The organism is Streptomyces vietnamensis, assembly GCF_000830005.1.
GTDB classification, from domain to species: domain Bacteria; phylum Actinomycetota; class Actinomycetes; order Streptomycetales; family Streptomycetaceae; genus Streptomyces; species Streptomyces vietnamensis.
In genome coordinates this window covers 6,415,222-6,428,974 of the sequence record NZ_CP010407.1, presented here as the reverse complement: position 1 = coordinate 6,428,974, position 13,753 = coordinate 6,415,222, and the positions used below count along the sequence as shown (strand labels likewise).

Sequence of the window (13,753 nt, the reverse complement as noted above, 5' to 3'; positions counted from 1 at the left end):
GTGCGCTGTCCGACGCGCCGCAGCCCGTACGGGATCCGGTTCTCCGTGCGCCGTGCGCGACTCAGGGAAATCGGCCATTCCGGTCCTTGGTCTCATTGATGGACGAGTGAGCCCTGGATAGCGTTCGACCGCTCCACCACAGCGACGCACACAGCGATGAACACAGCGATGAACACCGCGTTGTCAGCGGTCTTTCGGGTCGTAGTCGAACGAGCGAGGCGAGTGGATCACCATGGCATCTTCCGTTCCCGTCGACGAGGTCGTCGTCGTCCGCACCCCCGAGGAATTCCTCGCCATGCCCGAGGACTACCGCGAGATCGCCGTCCGGGGAATGATCGTCAACACCGAGGGCGAACTGTCCGGCGCCGACGACTACATCCAGGTGTTCCTGCCGCTCGCGCCGAACGCCGAGGAACGGCAGGTCTGCGCCGAGCGCGCCGTCGAGGAGTACGACCACTACAAGATCGGCAAAAGGATCCTGGCCGACATCGGCGTGGACACCGGCTACATGGAGCAGCAGCGGCTCGTCGACCGCGATCTCTTCGCCGGCCACGAGTTCCACACCTGCACCACCTGGGCCGAGCGCGGAATCTTCTCGTACATCGGCGAGGAGACCGCGATGGTGATGATCTCCGAATTCGCGCAGAGCAGTTACAAGCCGTGGGCCGAGGCGGTGCGCACGATCATTCTCGACGAGAAGGTCCACATCGCGCACGGCGCGCGCGTGTGCCGGAATCTCGCCCGTACCGAGGAAGGCCGCGAGGAACTCCAGCAGGGGCTCGACCGATTGTGGCCGGGGTTCAACCGGATCTTCGGGAGCGCGCGTTCGGAGAGGTCGAAGCTCGCGGTCCGCTTCGGGCTCCGGCAGACCACCAACGGAGAGGCGCGCGACATCTGGCGGGCGAAGGTCACCCCGCGGATCGAGAGTCTCGGCCTGAAGGTCCCCGAGTAGCCCCCGGCCCCCGAGCCCCCTGGCTCCCGAGTAGCCCCAGGCCCCGAGCCCCCTGGCTCCCCGAGCAGCCCCCGGGCCCCGAGCCCCTGGTTCCCCAAGTAGCCCCTCAGCACCCCAAGCCCGGCCCACCGAGGAGTCCGTACGCCCAGCCCGGCCCACCGAGGAGTCCGCACCCCCATGGCCACCCCCCTGACCATCACCCCGCGTCCGCTCGGCCGCCGCGAGGCGAAGGAGCGCACCGCCGCCCTCCTGGCCGAACGCCCCGATCTCGCCGAGCGCCTGCACCGGCTGCGCCGTCTCGGCCGGGAGGTGCGCTCGTGCGAGGTCCACCTCACCAACACCTGCAACATCCGCTGCAAGGGCTGCTGGTACTTCGAGGGCGGCTTCGACACCGCCGTGCGCGAGCTGTCCGACGTCGACAAGATCCGCGCCTTCGCCCGCCGGCTGCGGGACGAGGGCGTCAACCAGGCCACCCTGATCGGCGGCGAGCCGACCCTGGTGCTGCGCCGGGTGGAGGCCTTCGTCGAGGAGCTGCCGTACATCACGATCTCGACCAACGGCCTGCGGCCGATGCCCGTGCAGGGCTTCGAGCACATCGCCGTCGCCGTCAGCATCTTCGGCGGCGGGCCGCTCGACGACGACCTGCGGGCCATCCGGGTCAACGGCTCCAAGTTCACCGGCCTGTTCGACACGGCGCTCTCGCACTACAAGGACGATCCGCGGGTCCTGTTCATCTTCGCGCTCTCCGAGGACGGGTTGCCGTACCTCGAACCGACCGTGCGCAAGATCGCCGAGAACGGCAACATCGTCACCTTCAACTTCTACAGCGAGCACGGCACCGACAACCCGCTGCGGATCGAGAACGAGCGGCGCGTCCTCGAGGAGGCCCTGCGGGTCAAGGAGGCGTACCCGGAGGCCGTGGTCAGCCACCCGTACTTCATCCGCAGCCTCATCACCGGCACCTCGCACTGGGGGGCGCGCTTCGGGTACGACGTGTGCCCGAGCCTCAGCGTCGACCACCCCGCCCACGAGGAGCGGGTCGCCAACGGCAACCCGGTGATCCCGGGCTTCGCCGCCTGGGGCGCCGACTACGAGTCGCTGCAGTTCTGCTGCACGTCCGGGGAGTGCGGCGGCTGCCGCGACAGCCAGGCCGTCTACAGCTGGCTGGTGGTCAGCGCCTCCCGCTTCCTGGACAGCGCCGCGCGCCTGGAGGAGTGGGTGGGCATCGCGGAGAGCTACTGGCGCCAGTGGCACTGGTCCCCGTACCACGCCTCGAAGCTCACCACCCCCTGATCGCAGCCCTGATCGCAGCCCTGATCGCGGCTCTGATCGCCGCTCTGGTCCCCACACCGCACGGGAGAGTCATGTCCGAGACATCCGAGGCGTCCGAGGCGTCCGAGACGCTGGACCGCGCCACCATCGAGCAGTTCATCACCGACGCCCTCGTCGAGCTCGGCGTCGACGCCGCCGACGTCCGGCCCGGGGCCGCGCTCGACGACCTGGAGATCGACTCGCTCGACATGGTCGAGCTCGCGCAGTCCGTCAAGCGGGACCTCGGCGTGCCGGTCCGCACGAAGGACTTCGACGGCATCGACACCGTCGGCCAGATCCTCGAACTCTGCTACGAGAAGGCCGGAGTTGAGTGATCCGGAGAAGGGCGGCCGGGCGGTCGTCGTCACCGGCTTCGGCGCGGTCACCCCGCTCGGCGTCGGCGCCGGCCTGCTCCACGAGCGCGCCGTCGCCGGGGACGTGGCGGCCCCCGGCCCCCATCCGGCGGTCCGGCCCGCGGACTTCACCGCGACCGACCACCTGCCGCGCAACCTGGTGCGCCGGACCGACCGGTTCACCCAGCTGGCCCTGGTGGCGGCCGACGAGGCCCTGACGCAGGCCGGGAAGCGGGACGGCGCGCCGTCGCCCTGGCGGCCCGAGCGCGTCGCCTGCGTCATCGGCTGCGGCCTCGGCGGTACGAGCTCGTTCGAGGCGCAGCGGGAGGTGTACGGCAGGGAGGGCGCCGAGTTCGTGTCGCCGCTGATGGTCCCGCAGATGATGGCCAACGCGGCCGCCGCACACCTCTCCATGCGGCACGGCTTCCGCGGCGAGAGCCTGTGCGTCGCGTCCGCGTGCAGCAGCGGCGCGCAGGCCGTCGGCACGGGCATGCGGCTCCTCGCCTCCGGCGCGGCCGACGCCGTCGTCGTGGGCGGCGCGGAGGCCGCCTCCTCGGACCTGGTGGCGGCCGCGTTCGCCAACGCCGGTGCGCTCTCGCCGAGCGGTTCCGCCCGCCCCTTCGACCGGGACCGGGACGGCTTCGTGATCGGCGAGGGGGCCGGGATCCTCGTCCTGGAGACGGCGGAGGGCGCCGCCCGGCGCGGGGCCGAGGTCCTCGGAGCCGTACGGGGGTACGGGGCGACCTCCGACGCCCATCACGTCACCGCGCCCGAGCCCACCGGCGGGCCCGCGGGCAGGGCGGTCGCGCTCGCGCTGCGGGAGGCCGCGGTGGCGCCCGGGGAGCTGGCGTACGTGAACGCCCACGGGACCGGCACCTCCCTCAACGACCGTCTGGAGTGCGAGGCCCTGCGGCAGGCCCTCGGGGCCGACGTCCTCGCCGAGCTGCCCCTCTCCTCCTCCAAGGGCGCCCTCGGGCACCTCTTCGGGGCGGCGGGCGCGGTCGAGGCCGTCGCCACCCTGCAGGCGCTGCGGCACGGCGTCGCGCCCCCGACGGCGGGGCTGCGCCGTCCGGACCCGGCGCTCGGCCCGCTCGACCTGGTGCGTACGGCGCGCAAGCTCACCACGCGCGCGCGTGGGGGCCGGCTGTTCGGGCTCTCCACCTCCTTCGGTTTCGGCGGACACAACGCGGCCCTGGTCCTGGCCGTGGAAGGACGGTCCTGATGCGCTCCTCCCGCGACCCCCACGGCGTCCCCGACCCCCGTGGCATCCGTGACTCCCACGGCGTCCCCGACCTGCTCGGCTTCTCGGGGCGCCGCTATCTGGTGACCGGCGTCCTCAACGACGACTCGATCGCCTGGCACACCGCGCGGGCGCTCCAGGAGGCGGGCGCGGAGGTCCTGCTCACGGGCTTCGGGCGGACCCGGCGGATCACGGAGGCGGCGGCCTCCGGCCTCCCGTTCCCGGCCGACGTCCTGGAGCTCGACGTGACGCGCCCCGAGGACCTCGACGCGCTCACGAAGGAGCTGGAGCGCCGCTGGGGCGCGGTCGACGGCGTCCTGCACGCGATCGCCGCCGCCCCGCAGTCCGCGCTCAGCGGCAACTTCCTCACCACGTCCGTCGAGAGCGCGACCCTCGCCCTGCGCACGGCGGCGTTCTCGCTGCACTCGCTGACCACCGCGCTCGCCCCGCTGCTGCGCGAGGGCGGGGGCGCCGGGGCGGCCAGGGGCAGCGTCGTCGGGCTCGACTTCGACTCGTCCGGGGCCTGGCCGGGATACGACTGGATGGGCGTCGGCAAGGCCACGCTCGGCGCGGTCTGCCGCTACCTCGCGCTCTATCTGGGGCACTCCGGCATCCGCGTCAACCTCGTCGCCGCCGGCCCGGTCGAGACCGTGGCCGGGCGGGCCGTCAGCACCTTCGACCGGATCGCCGACCGCTGGGAGCAGGAGGCGCCGCTCGGCTGGAGCCGCGCCGATCCGGCCCGGCTCGTCGGCCCCGTCCTGTTCCTGCTCTCGGACCTGGCGGCCACCGTCACCGGGGAGATCGTGCACGCGGACGGCGGGATGCACGCCGTCCGCATGGGGGCGAACGCCGTCGGCGAACCCCCGGGCATCGGCGCCCCGCCCCGCACCGGCAAGGAGGACCGCTCATGACCGCGGCGATCGTCGGCATCGGCTCCGCGTTGCCCGAACGGGCCGTGTCCAACAGCCACTTCGCCGCCATCGGCTCCTCCGACGAGTGGATCGTCAAGCGGACCGGGATCCGGCAGCGCCACTTCCTGCCGGAGGACGGGCACCTCGCCGACCTCGCGCTCGCCGCCTCCCGTACGGCGCTGGCGCAGGCGGGACGCACCGCGCGGGACGTGGGGCACGTCGTCGTGGCGACCACGACCCCCGACCGGACCACCCCGGGCCTCGCCGTGGAGGTGGCCGCCCGGCTGGGGGCGGACCGGGCCGCCGCGTTCGATCTGCACGCGGCCTGCGCCGGATTCGTGTACGCCCTGGACCACGCCGTCGCCCTGGTCGAGTCCGGCCGGGCGAGCACCGTCCTGGTCTGCGGCGCCGAGGCGCTGACCCGTATCACCGACCACGAGGACCGCTCGACGGCGGTCCTGCTCGGCGACGGCGCCGGGGCGGTGGTGGTGGCGGACGTGGACGCGGGCGGCGCTCCCGAACCCGCGTTCCGGCTCGGCTCGGACGGGGACCTGATCCCGCTCCTCTACGCCGACCGGTACGACCGGAAGCTCCGGATGGACGGCCCCGAGATCTTCGTCCAGGCCGTGGAGAGGATGAGCGAGGCGGCCCGGGACGTCCTCGCGCGGCGGGAGCTGACCACCGACGACGTCGACCTGTTCGTCGCCCACCAGGCCAACGCGCGCATCGTACGGGCGGTGGGCAAGGAGCTCGGCGTCCCCCCGGAGCGGCTCTACCTCAACGTCGACCGCGTCGCCAACACCTCCTCCGCCTCCATCCCCCTCGCCCTCCACCAGGCCTGGCAGGAGGGCCGCCTCGGCCCGACGGGCCTGCTCGGGGTGGCCGCGTTCGGCGCGGGCGTCACCTGGGGCGCGGGCGTGATCGGCTGGCGCCTGACGGACGGGGACACGGGGACGGCACCATGAAGGCCCCGCCCTTTCCCGTACTCGCCGAGCTGACCGCCCCCGACGGCGCCTCGCTCGTGGTCCGCGTCCACGCCCGCCCCGAGCCCGCCGCCCCGGTGGTGGTCGTCCTCCCCGCGATGGGCACCGCCGCCCGCCACTACACCCCGCTGGTACGGGCGCTGCACCGGCGGGGCGCGACCGTGGTGACGACGGACCTGCGGGGCCACGGCGAGAGCACCCCGGTCCCGGCGCGCGGGGTCCGCTTCGGCTACCGCGAGCTCGTCGAGCACGACATCGGCGCGGTCCTCGACGCCGTCGAACGCGCCTTCCCCGAGGCGCCGAGGCTGCTCCTGGGGCACAGCCTCGGCGGCCAGCTCGGTCTGGTGCACTGCGGTCTGCTCCGGCCGCGCCTCGCGGGGGTCGTGCTCGTCGCGAGCGGTTCGGCGTGGTGGCGCGCGCTCGGTACGGGGGCGGATCCCCGGCCGGGTGGGCGGTGGCTCGTACGGAGCCTGCTGTGCGTGGCCGGTGCGGAGCTGCTCGGGTACTGGCCGGGGCACCGGTTCGGCTTCGGCGGGCGCGAGTCGGTGGGCGTGATGCGGGACTGGGCCCGGCAGATGCGGACCGGGCGGTACGGGGCCGTGGGCGCCGCCGCCGACTACGAGGAGGCGCTGCGGGGCGTCGGCCTGCCCGTGCTCGCCGTCGACGTCGAGGGCGACGCCCTCGCGCCGCCCCGGGCCGTGGACCACCTGTGCGCGAAGCTTCCCTCGGCGCGGGTCGAGCGCTGGAGCTACCGCTCGTCGGACGCCGGCGGCCGGTCGCTGGACCACTTCCGCTGGATCCGGCACAACGGGGGCCTGGTCGAACGGATCGCGGTGTGGGCGGAGTTCCCACCGGTCCCGGCCGGACCCGCTCCCGCCCCGTCGGGTGCCCGGGCGTGAGCGCGCGAGGCGAGGAGGCGTCCCTTCTCGGCGCGCTGTTGCCCGGCCGGGTGCACTGGGCCGAAGAGACCCACGAGCACGCCCCCCTGTGGCTCTTCGCCGAGGAGGAGGCCCTGATGGCGCGCGCCGTGCCCGGCAGGCGGCGCGAGTTCGCGGCGGGCCGGCGCTGCGCGCACCGGGCCCTCGGCGCCCTCGGGGTCCCGGCTGCCCCGCTCCTGCGGGGGCGGCGCGGGGCGCCCGCGTGGCCCGCGGGCACGGTCGGCAGCATCACGCACTGCTCCGGGTACCGGGGTGCGGCGGTGGCACCGGCCGCCCGTTTCCTCGGCCTCGGCATCGACGCGGAGCCGCACGCGCCGCTGCCCTCCGGGGTCCGTGAGGCGGTGGCGTTCGGCCCGGAGGAGGCGCGGCTGCGCGAACTGGCCGCCCTGCGGCCGGACATCGCCTGGGACCGGCTGCTGTTCAGCGCCAAGGAGTCCGTCTACAAGGCCTGGAGCGGGTACGGCGGTGCCTGGCTCGGCTTCGAGGACGCCGAGGTGTACCCGTACCCGTCCCCACGCGCGCGTGCGGAAGGTTCCGGGGCCGCCGGCCGGTTCCGGGCGCGGCTCCCGGTCGATGCGGGCGTCCCGTCGCCGGCGGGGCCGTACCCCTTCCCCCGCGTGCTGCCCGGTCGCTGGCTCGTCCGCGGGGGCCTGCTGCTGACCGCGGTCGCCGTCCCCCGTCCCGTATCGCCGCCTCCGCACCGTACGGCCCCGAAGGAGCACCTCTGATGAGCGTCGACGACGGCACCGTTCCCGCACTCCTCGCCCGGAGCGCGGCCGCGCACCCCGGCCGGACCGCGCTGCGGCTCGGCACCGACGCGCTGGCGTACGGGGTGCTCGACGACCTCGCCGACCGGGCCGCCGCGCTGCTCCACGCGCGCGGGGTCGGGCCCGGCGACCGGGTCGCCCTCATGCTCCCGAACAGCACGCTGTTCGCCGTGCTCTACTACGGCATCCTGCGCGCGGGCGCGGTCGTCGTCCCGCTCAATCCGCTGCTGCGCGCGGGCGAGGTCCGGCACTGTCTGGCGGACGCCGAGGCGGCGCTGCTCCTCGCCTGGCACCGGGACGGCGAGGAGGCCGCCGAGGGCGCGCGGCTCGCGGGCACCCCGCACCTGGCGGTCGAACCGGCGGAGTTCACGGAGCTGTTGGCGGGCCACGCGCGCGTGGAGGCCGTTTCCCGTACGCCCGAGGACACGGCGGTCGTGCTCTACACCTCCGGCACGACCGGGGCCCCGAAGGGCGCCGAGCTCAGCCACCGCAACATCCGGCGGAACGTCGACGAGGGCGTGCGGGTCCTGCGCCTCGGTCCCTCGGACGTGGTCTTCGGCGGGCTGCCGCTCTTCCACTCCTTCGGGCAGGTGATGGGGCTCGACTGCGCGGTGGCCGTGGGTGCCTGTCTGACCCTCATGTCGCGCTTCGACCCGGCGGGCGCGCTCGCGCTCGTCGCCCGGGACCGGGTGACGGTCTTCCTCGGCGTCCCCACCATGTACGCGCTGCTGCTGCGAGACCCGGACCGCGCCCGGTACGACGTGTCCTCGCTGCGGGTCTGCCTGTGCGGCGGCTCGCCGCTCCCGGTGGCGGTGCTGAACGGTTTCGAGTCCGCGTTCGGCTGCGCGGTCCTCGAAGGGTACGGCCTGTCCGAGTCGTCGCCGCTGGCCTGCGTGAACCGGATCGACCGGCCGCGCTCCCCCGGCACGATCGGCATCCCGATCGAGGGCGTGGAGATGCGCGTGGTGGACCGGGACGGCAAGGAGGTCCCCGACGGCGAGGTCGGCGAGCTCGTCATCCGGGGCCACAACGTCATGAAGGGGTACTGGCGCCGCCCGGAGGCCACCGCCGAGACGGTACGGGACGGCTGGCTGCACACCGGCGACCTCGGCACCCGGGACGCGACGGGCGACTTCCGGGTGGTCGACCGCGTCAAGGACGTCGTGATCCGGGGCGGGTTCAACGTGTACCCGAGGGAGGTGGAGGAGGTCCTCCACCTCCACCCCTGCGTGGCGGAGGCCGCCGTCCTCGGCGTCCCGCACCCGGTGCACGGGCAGGAGGTGGCCGCCGCGGTGGTCCTGCGGCCCGGCAGCCGGATCTCCCCCGCCGAGCTGCGCGCGCACGTGCGGGAGCGGGTCGCCCCGTACAAGTACCCGCGCCGGATCTGGCTCGCGGACGCCCTGCCGAAGGGCCCGACGGGGAAGGTCCTCAAGCGGGAGATCGTCCCGCCGGAAGGGGTGTAGGGGCCTACTCGTCCCCGGTATCCGAGTCGGCCCACAGGGACCGGACATGGCCGAGATGGCGCTCCATGCACGCCTCGGCCGCGGGCGCGTCCCCGGCGATCATCAGGTCGAGGAGTTCGACGTGCTCCTCGGCGGAGGAGACCAGCTTGCCGGCCTCGTCGAGGCCGGTCAGGCCGTACAGCCGGGAGCGCTTGCGCAGGTCTCCCACGGTCTCGACGAGCCGCTCGTTCCCGGAGAGGGCGAGCAGCGCGAGGTGGAAGCGGCGGTCCGCCTCCAGATAGCCGATGAGGTCGTGCTCGCGGGCGCGCGAGACGATCTCCTCGGCGACCGGGCGCAGCTCCTCCAGCTGCTCCCGGGTGGCCCTGCGGGTGACCCGGCCGATGGTGGGGACCTCGATGAGGGTGCGGAGCTCGGTGTACTGGTCGAGGTCCCGCTCGCTGACCTCGGTGATGCGGAAGCCCTTGTTGCGGACGGGCTCGACCAGGCCCTCCCTGGCCAGGTCGAGCATGGCCTCGCGGACCGGGGTCGCGGAGACTCCGAGGTCGGCGGCGAGGCCGGGGGCCGAGTAGACCTGGCCGGGGCGCAGTTCGCCGGCGATCAGGGCGGCGCGAAGGGCGTGGCCGACCTGGTCGCGGAGCCGTTCCTGCGCCCTGACGAGGCCGTACTGTTTCAGGTCACCCATCGTGCGTCCTCCGAGAAGTCACGGGGGAGCATCGTACAATGTCACGTTTCTCCGGCCCGTCGCCGTCGTCTCAGAGCAGGAATCCGGCGGGGAACGGGTCGTCGGGGTCGAGGAAGTACTGGGCCGTGCCGGTGATCCAGGCGCGGCCGGTGACGGTCGGGACGACGGCGGGGAGCCCGCCCACGGTCGTCTCGTCGACGATGCGCCCGGTGAACTCGGTGCCGATGAAGGACTCGTTGACGAAGTCGGTGCCCGGGGCGAGCAGTCCGCGGGCGTGCAGCTGGGCCATGCGGGCGCTGGTGCCCGTGCCGCACGGGGAGCGGTCGAACCAGCCGGGGTGGATGGCCATGGCGTGGCGCGAGCGGGTCGCGTCGGAGCCGGGGGCGGTCAGATAGACGTGCTTGACCCCGGCGAAGGCCGGGTTCTCGGGGTGGACGGGCCGGTCGGGTCCGGCGTTGACGGCGTCCATGACCGCGAGCCCGGCGGCGAGCAGTTCCTGCTTGTGGGCGCGGTCGAACGGCAGGCCCAGGGCGTCGAGGTCGACGAAGGCGTAGAAGTTGCCGCCGTACGCGAGGTCGTAGGTGACCGTGCCGTACCCGGGGACGTCGACCTTGAGGTCGAGCCCGACGGAGAAGGCGGGGACGTTGGTGAGGGTGACGGAGCGGGCCCGGCCGTCCTCGACGCGGACGTCGACGCTGACCAGCCCGGCGGGGGTGTCGAGGCGGACGGTGGTGACCGGTTCGACGACCGGCACCATGCCCGTCTCGACGAGGACGGTGGCGACGCCGATGGTGCCGTGGCCGCACATCGGAAGGAGGCCGGACACCTCGATGTAGAGGACGCCGTAGTCGGCGTCGGGGCGGGTGGGCGGCTGGAGGATCGCGCCGCTCATCGCCGCGTGGCCGCGCGGCTCGTACATGAGGAGGGTGCGGACGTGGTCGAGGTGCTCGGCGAAGTGGAGTCGTCTCTCGGCCATGGTGGCGCCGGGGATGATCCCGAAGCCGCCGGTGATGACGCGGGTGGGCATGCCTTCGGTGTGGGAGTCCACCGCGTGGTAGACGTGGCGGGTGCGCATGGGGTCCCCCTTCTGATGGGTGGATGACGGGCTCGACGCGTGGCCTCGGCGAGGACCTTCCGGTGGTGAGGGGGCTCGGCTACGCGTGGCCCTCGGCGAGGACCTTCTCCGTGGCGGCGCGCACGACGGCCTCCTGTTCGGGCGTCAGCGGGAGGCGGGGCGGCCGGGTGGCGCCGCCGGTGTGGCCGGCGAGGTCCATGGAGAGCTTGATCGCCTGCACGAACTCGGTCCTGGAGTCCCAGCGGAAGAGCGGGTGCAGCGAGCGGTACAGCGGCAGCGCGAGGGCGAGGTCGCCTGCGACGGCGGCGCGGTAGAGGGTGGCGCAGGCGCGCGGGAGGGCGTTGGGGAAGCCGGCGATCCAGCCGACGGCGCCGGCGAGGGCGAGTTCGAGGAGGACGTCGTCGGCGCCGACGAGCAGGTCGAGGCCGGGGGCGAGTTCGGCGAGCTCGTAGGCGCGGCGGACGTCGCCGCTGAACTCCTTGACGGCGACGATGCTGCCGTCGGCGTGGAGGCGGGCGAGGAGCGCGGGCGTGAGGTCGACCTTGGTGTCGTACGGGTTGTTGTAGGCGACGACGGGCAGCCCGGCCTCGGCGACCTCGGCGTAGTGGGCGCGTACGGAACGCTCGTCGGCCCGGTAGGCGTTGGGCGGCAGGAGGAGGACGGAGCCGGCGCCGGCCTCGGCGGCCTGTTCGGCCCAGCGGCGGGCCTCGGCGCTGCCGTACGCGGAGACGCCCGGCATGACCCTGGCCCCGTCCCCGGCGGCTTCGACGGCGGTACGGACGACCTGGGCGCGCTCCGTGTCGGTGAGGGTCTGGTACTCGCCGAGGGAGCCGTTCGGGACGACGCCGTCGCAGCCGTCGGCGATCAGCCGGGCCACGTGCCGCGCGTAGGCGTCGTGGTCGACGGAGCCGTCCTCGCGGAAGGGGAGGGCGGTGGCGACCATGATCCCGTGCCAGGGGTGGGCGCGGTGCACGGGGACTTGCGCGTGGACCATGAAGGACTCCCTTGTGTGGTGTGTGACATTTTATTGATGGGGACGGGGTCCACAAGGGTCCGGTACGGGCTCAGTTCTGACGACCGATCAGCCGGGACGGAACGCCCCCTCGGCGGACCGTCAGGGCCGGTCGATGCGTGACCTCTCCGGCGCGGGGCCGTCAGGGCCGGTCGGTGCGCGACCGCTCCGGCCCCCGGCCGGGACGGTCCCAGGGCGCGCCCCGGCCGCCGCCCTCGTTCGGGTGGGGCCCGGCGGACGGCGTACGGGCGGGGTGAGGCTCGTTCCGGCAGTACTCGGGGACGTGCTCCTCGCCCCCGGCCGCGGCCACGAGCCGCTGCCAGGCAGCGGACTTCGGCGCCTTCCGCCCGCTCTCCCCGTCCCCCTTCCCGAAGGCGTGACAGAGGGCGTCGCGGCTCTTGCCGGGGAACTCCGGGGGGTCCTTCTCCGGACGCAGGGGGGCGGTCGTGCCCGGCGGTACGGATCGAGAGGCACCGGCCTTCCCGCCGGCCGTCGCGTCCGTCCCCGTGGGCGCGGGAGCCGGATCGGGCACGGAGCGGGTGGGCCGGGGTTCGGGGGTCGGGGAGGAGGTGCCGAGGAAGTGCTCGGGGAGATCGCCGGTGGCGACGGCCACGCCGCCGAGCGTCACGCTCGCGACCAGCGCGGCCACGAGCGCCTTGAGGGAACGCCGGGGGTGGCGCCGCTCGACGACCGGGGTCCAGTCGTCGAGGTCCCGGGCGGGCGTCGCCGCATGGAGCCCCGCGTCACGAGCGGCCCGGAAGGCGGCGAGAGCGTCCCCCTCGCCCCGGGCGACGGCGTCGCTCCCGGCCCCCTGCCCACCCCGCTCACCGCTCAGAGCGGCCCGCAGCAACTTCCCGAGCTCTCCGTCCCGCAGCTCATCAGGCATCCGTCACCTCCCTCTCCCCTTGAGTTGTTCCGCAAGTCGCCTCAATCCCCTATGTGCCGCGGACCGTACCGCACCGGGACGCTTGCCCAATACCCGGGCGGCCGAAGGCCCGTCGAGACCGACGACGACGCGGAGCAGCACGGCCTCGGCCTGGTCCTGCGGGAGACCCGCGATGAGGGCGAGCGCCCGCTCGGTCGACAGCGCGTCCAGCGCCTCGCCGGCCGCGTCCCCGGCGGCCGGGAGCTCGGACAGGTCCTGGTCGAACCGGGTGGGACGGGGCCGCGCCCGCACGCGCCGCAGATGGTCGAGGGCCCGGTGGCGGGCGATGGTCGCGGTCCAGCCGCGGAAGCCGGCGCCGTCCCCGCGGAACCGGCCGAGGTCCCGGGCGATCTCCAGCCACGCGTCGGAGGCGACGTCCTCGGCGTCGTCGCCGACGATGCCCCGCAGATAGCCGAGGAGGCCGGGGTGAACGAGCCGATAGGCCTCCGCGAACGCCCCCTCGTCGCCGTGCCGGGCCCGCTCGACGGCCGCGGAGAGCCGGGCGTCACGCTCGGGACCGAACGGGGCGTCACGTCCGGGACCGGGCGCCGCCTCCGCGTCCGGGCCGTGTGCTGTGGCGGGCGCCTGCCCCGTTCCCTCGCCCACCCGACCTCTTCACGCCCCGTACACCCACGAACTCCGACCCTCACCGAACAACCGGAGGACGTACATCCTGTCAGACCGTCAACAGGCCTTTCCCGACACCCTGTCGGGGATGCGGGACGGGACACGGCGCGCCCGGGCGGAGCGCCGCCCGTGCAGGGTGAGGAAGTACGTGTGCAGGGACTCGTTCGGTCCGATCTCGAAACGGTTCACGGTCCGGCCCAGCGGATTCCACACCCGCCCGTCCGGCATCCGCACCGCGACGGGGTGCCCGAACACGGGCCGCAGCAGATGCCCGGACGGCAGGTCCACCCACACGGCCCCGGCCTCCCGCACCAACACCTCCCCCACGTAGGCCCCGAGCCCGAGCAGCGTCCCGGCCACGTCCTCCCGCCCGGCACCGCCCTGCCGCAAGCCGTCGATGAGCCTGTCGACCACCCGCAGGCTCCCCACGGTGTAGTCCAACGGCAGCCGCGCTCTCGTCCCCACCCGCTCCACGAACTCCGCGGCACAGTCCTCCATGCCGGCCGCGCACAAC

General features: G+C 74.1%; 15 protein-coding genes. 9 read left to right on the top strand and 6 right to left on the bottom strand.

The genetic code is table 11. The features are described 5' to 3' along the window. Nucleotides 1-232: 232 nt before the first annotated feature. From SVTN_RS28880 to SVTN_RS28840, 9 genes are all read left to right on the top strand, one after another. On the top strand, nucleotides 233-952 hold the full coding sequence (locus SVTN_RS28880) for a Phenylacetic acid catabolic protein (RefSeq protein WP_174518295.1): 720 nt from the start codon (nucleotides 233-235) through the stop codon (nucleotides 950-952). Nucleotides 953-1,129: 177 nt separating this feature from the next. Next, nucleotides 1,130-2,245 (top strand): radical SAM protein, encoded by a 1,116-nt coding sequence (locus tag SVTN_RS28875; RefSeq protein WP_041131724.1) that lies wholly within the window; start codon nucleotides 1,130-1,132, stop codon nucleotides 2,243-2,245. A gap of 71 nt (nucleotides 2,246-2,316) precedes the next feature. Further along, the gene (locus SVTN_RS28870) at nucleotides 2,317-2,598 is read left to right on the top strand and encodes an acyl carrier protein (protein ID WP_052499346.1); all 282 of its coding nucleotides are present in this window, start codon (nucleotides 2,317-2,319) and stop codon (nucleotides 2,596-2,598) included. Continuing rightward, nucleotides 2,591-3,838 (top strand): beta-ketoacyl-[acyl-carrier-protein] synthase family protein, encoded by a 1,248-nt coding sequence (locus SVTN_RS28865; protein ID WP_041131723.1) that lies wholly within the window; start codon nucleotides 2,591-2,593, stop codon nucleotides 3,836-3,838. The genes SVTN_RS28870 and SVTN_RS28865 overlap by 8 nt, the downstream gene beginning before the upstream one ends. Nucleotides 3,839-3,909: 71 nt before the next feature. Continuing rightward, the gene (gene fabI / locus SVTN_RS28860) at nucleotides 3,910-4,767 is read left to right on the top strand and encodes an enoyl-ACP reductase FabI (protein WP_041134336.1); all 858 of its coding nucleotides are present in this window, start codon (nucleotides 3,910-3,912) and stop codon (nucleotides 4,765-4,767) included. Next, nucleotides 4,764-5,732: a beta-ketoacyl-ACP synthase III gene (locus tag SVTN_RS28855; protein WP_041131722.1), complete on the top strand. Its 969-nt coding sequence runs from the start codon at nucleotides 4,764-4,766 to the stop codon at nucleotides 5,730-5,732. Before fabI ends, SVTN_RS28855 begins: the two co-directional genes overlap by 4 nt. Beyond that, nucleotides 5,729-6,649 carry an alpha/beta hydrolase family protein gene (locus SVTN_RS28850; protein ID WP_041131721.1) on the top strand — a complete coding sequence of 307 codons (921 nt, stop codon included), beginning with the start codon at nucleotides 5,729-5,731 and terminating at the stop codon, nucleotides 6,647-6,649. Before SVTN_RS28855 ends, SVTN_RS28850 begins: the two co-directional genes overlap by 4 nt. Next, a complete protein-coding gene (locus SVTN_RS28845) occupies nucleotides 6,646-7,416 on the top strand; it encodes a 4'-phosphopantetheinyl transferase family protein (protein ID WP_041134335.1) in 771 nt (256 codons plus the stop codon). The genes SVTN_RS28850 and SVTN_RS28845 overlap by 4 nt, the downstream gene beginning before the upstream one ends. Then, the gene (locus tag SVTN_RS28840) at nucleotides 7,416-8,918 is read left to right on the top strand and encodes a long-chain-fatty-acid--CoA ligase (protein WP_041131720.1); all 1,503 of its coding nucleotides are present in this window, start codon (nucleotides 7,416-7,418) and stop codon (nucleotides 8,916-8,918) included. The genes SVTN_RS28845 and SVTN_RS28840 overlap by 1 nt, the downstream gene beginning before the upstream one ends. 4 nt (nucleotides 8,919-8,922) lie before the next feature. Here the strand turns inward: SVTN_RS28840 and SVTN_RS28835 are convergent, their stop codons facing one another. The 6 genes from SVTN_RS28835 to SVTN_RS28810 form a co-directional block, all read right to left on the bottom strand. Then, complete coding sequence (locus tag SVTN_RS28835) at nucleotides 8,923-9,600, bottom strand: GntR family transcriptional regulator (protein WP_041131719.1); 678 nt, start codon at nucleotides 9,598-9,600, stop codon at nucleotides 8,923-8,925. A gap of 70 nt (nucleotides 9,601-9,670) precedes the next feature. Beyond that, nucleotides 9,671-10,675 (bottom strand): proline racemase family protein, encoded by a 1,005-nt coding sequence (locus tag SVTN_RS28830; protein ID WP_041131718.1) that lies wholly within the window; start codon nucleotides 10,673-10,675, stop codon nucleotides 9,671-9,673. Nucleotides 10,676-10,754: 79 nt separating this feature from the next. Next, on the bottom strand, nucleotides 10,755-11,669 hold the full coding sequence (locus SVTN_RS28825; RefSeq protein WP_041131717.1) for a dihydrodipicolinate synthase family protein: 915 nt from the start codon (nucleotides 11,667-11,669) through the stop codon (nucleotides 10,755-10,757). A 160-nt stretch (nucleotides 11,670-11,829) separates the two neighbouring features. Beyond that, nucleotides 11,830-12,573: a hypothetical protein gene (locus SVTN_RS28820; protein ID WP_052499345.1), complete on the bottom strand. Its 744-nt coding sequence runs from the start codon at nucleotides 12,571-12,573 to the stop codon at nucleotides 11,830-11,832. 3 nt (nucleotides 12,574-12,576) lie between these two features. After that, nucleotides 12,577-13,218, bottom strand: a complete 642-nt coding sequence (locus SVTN_RS28815) for an RNA polymerase sigma factor (protein WP_078908541.1) — start codon at nucleotides 13,216-13,218, stop codon at nucleotides 12,577-12,579. Nucleotides 13,219-13,296: 78 nt separating this feature from the next. Then, entirely contained in the window at nucleotides 13,297-13,737 is a 441-nt protein-coding gene (locus tag SVTN_RS28810) for a hypothetical protein (RefSeq protein ID WP_052499736.1), read from the bottom strand. Between the last annotated feature and the right edge of the window lie 16 nt (nucleotides 13,738-13,753).

What these genes read in the sequence shown, in the direction of transcription:
- SVTN_RS28880 (WP_174518295.1), top strand. Translation starts at nt 233, where the DNA reads ATGGCATCTTCCGTTCCCGTCGACGAGGTCGTCGTCGTCCGCACCCCC.
- SVTN_RS28875 (WP_041131724.1), top strand. Translation starts at nt 1,130, where the DNA reads ATGGCCACCCCCCTGACCATCACCCCGCGTCCGCTCGGCCGCCGCGAG.
- SVTN_RS28870 (WP_052499346.1), top strand. Translation starts at nt 2,317, where the DNA reads ATGTCCGAGACATCCGAGGCGTCCGAGGCGTCCGAGACGCTGGACCGC.
- SVTN_RS28855 (WP_041131722.1), top strand. Translation starts at nt 4,764, where the DNA reads ATGACCGCGGCGATCGTCGGCATCGGCTCCGCGTTGCCCGAACGGGCC.
- SVTN_RS28850 (WP_041131721.1), top strand. Translation starts at nt 5,729, where the DNA reads ATGAAGGCCCCGCCCTTTCCCGTACTCGCCGAGCTGACCGCCCCCGAC.
- SVTN_RS28840 (WP_041131720.1), top strand. Translation starts at nt 7,416, where the DNA reads ATGAGCGTCGACGACGGCACCGTTCCCGCACTCCTCGCCCGGAGCGCG.
- SVTN_RS28835 (WP_041131719.1), bottom strand. Translation starts at nt 9,600, where the DNA reads ATGGGTGACCTGAAACAGTACGGCCTCGTCAGGGCGCAGGAACGGCTC.
- SVTN_RS28830 (WP_041131718.1), bottom strand. Translation starts at nt 10,675, where the DNA reads ATGCGCACCCGCCACGTCTACCACGCGGTGGACTCCCACACCGAAGGC.
- SVTN_RS28825 (WP_041131717.1), bottom strand. Translation starts at nt 11,669, where the DNA reads ATGGTCCACGCGCAAGTCCCCGTGCACCGCGCCCACCCCTGGCACGGG.
- SVTN_RS28820 (WP_052499345.1), bottom strand. Translation starts at nt 12,573, where the DNA reads ATGCCTGATGAGCTGCGGGACGGAGAGCTCGGGAAGTTGCTGCGGGCC.
- SVTN_RS28810 (WP_052499736.1), bottom strand. Translation starts at nt 13,737, where the DNA reads ATGGAGGACTGTGCCGCGGAGTTCGTGGAGCGGGTGGGGACGAGAGCG.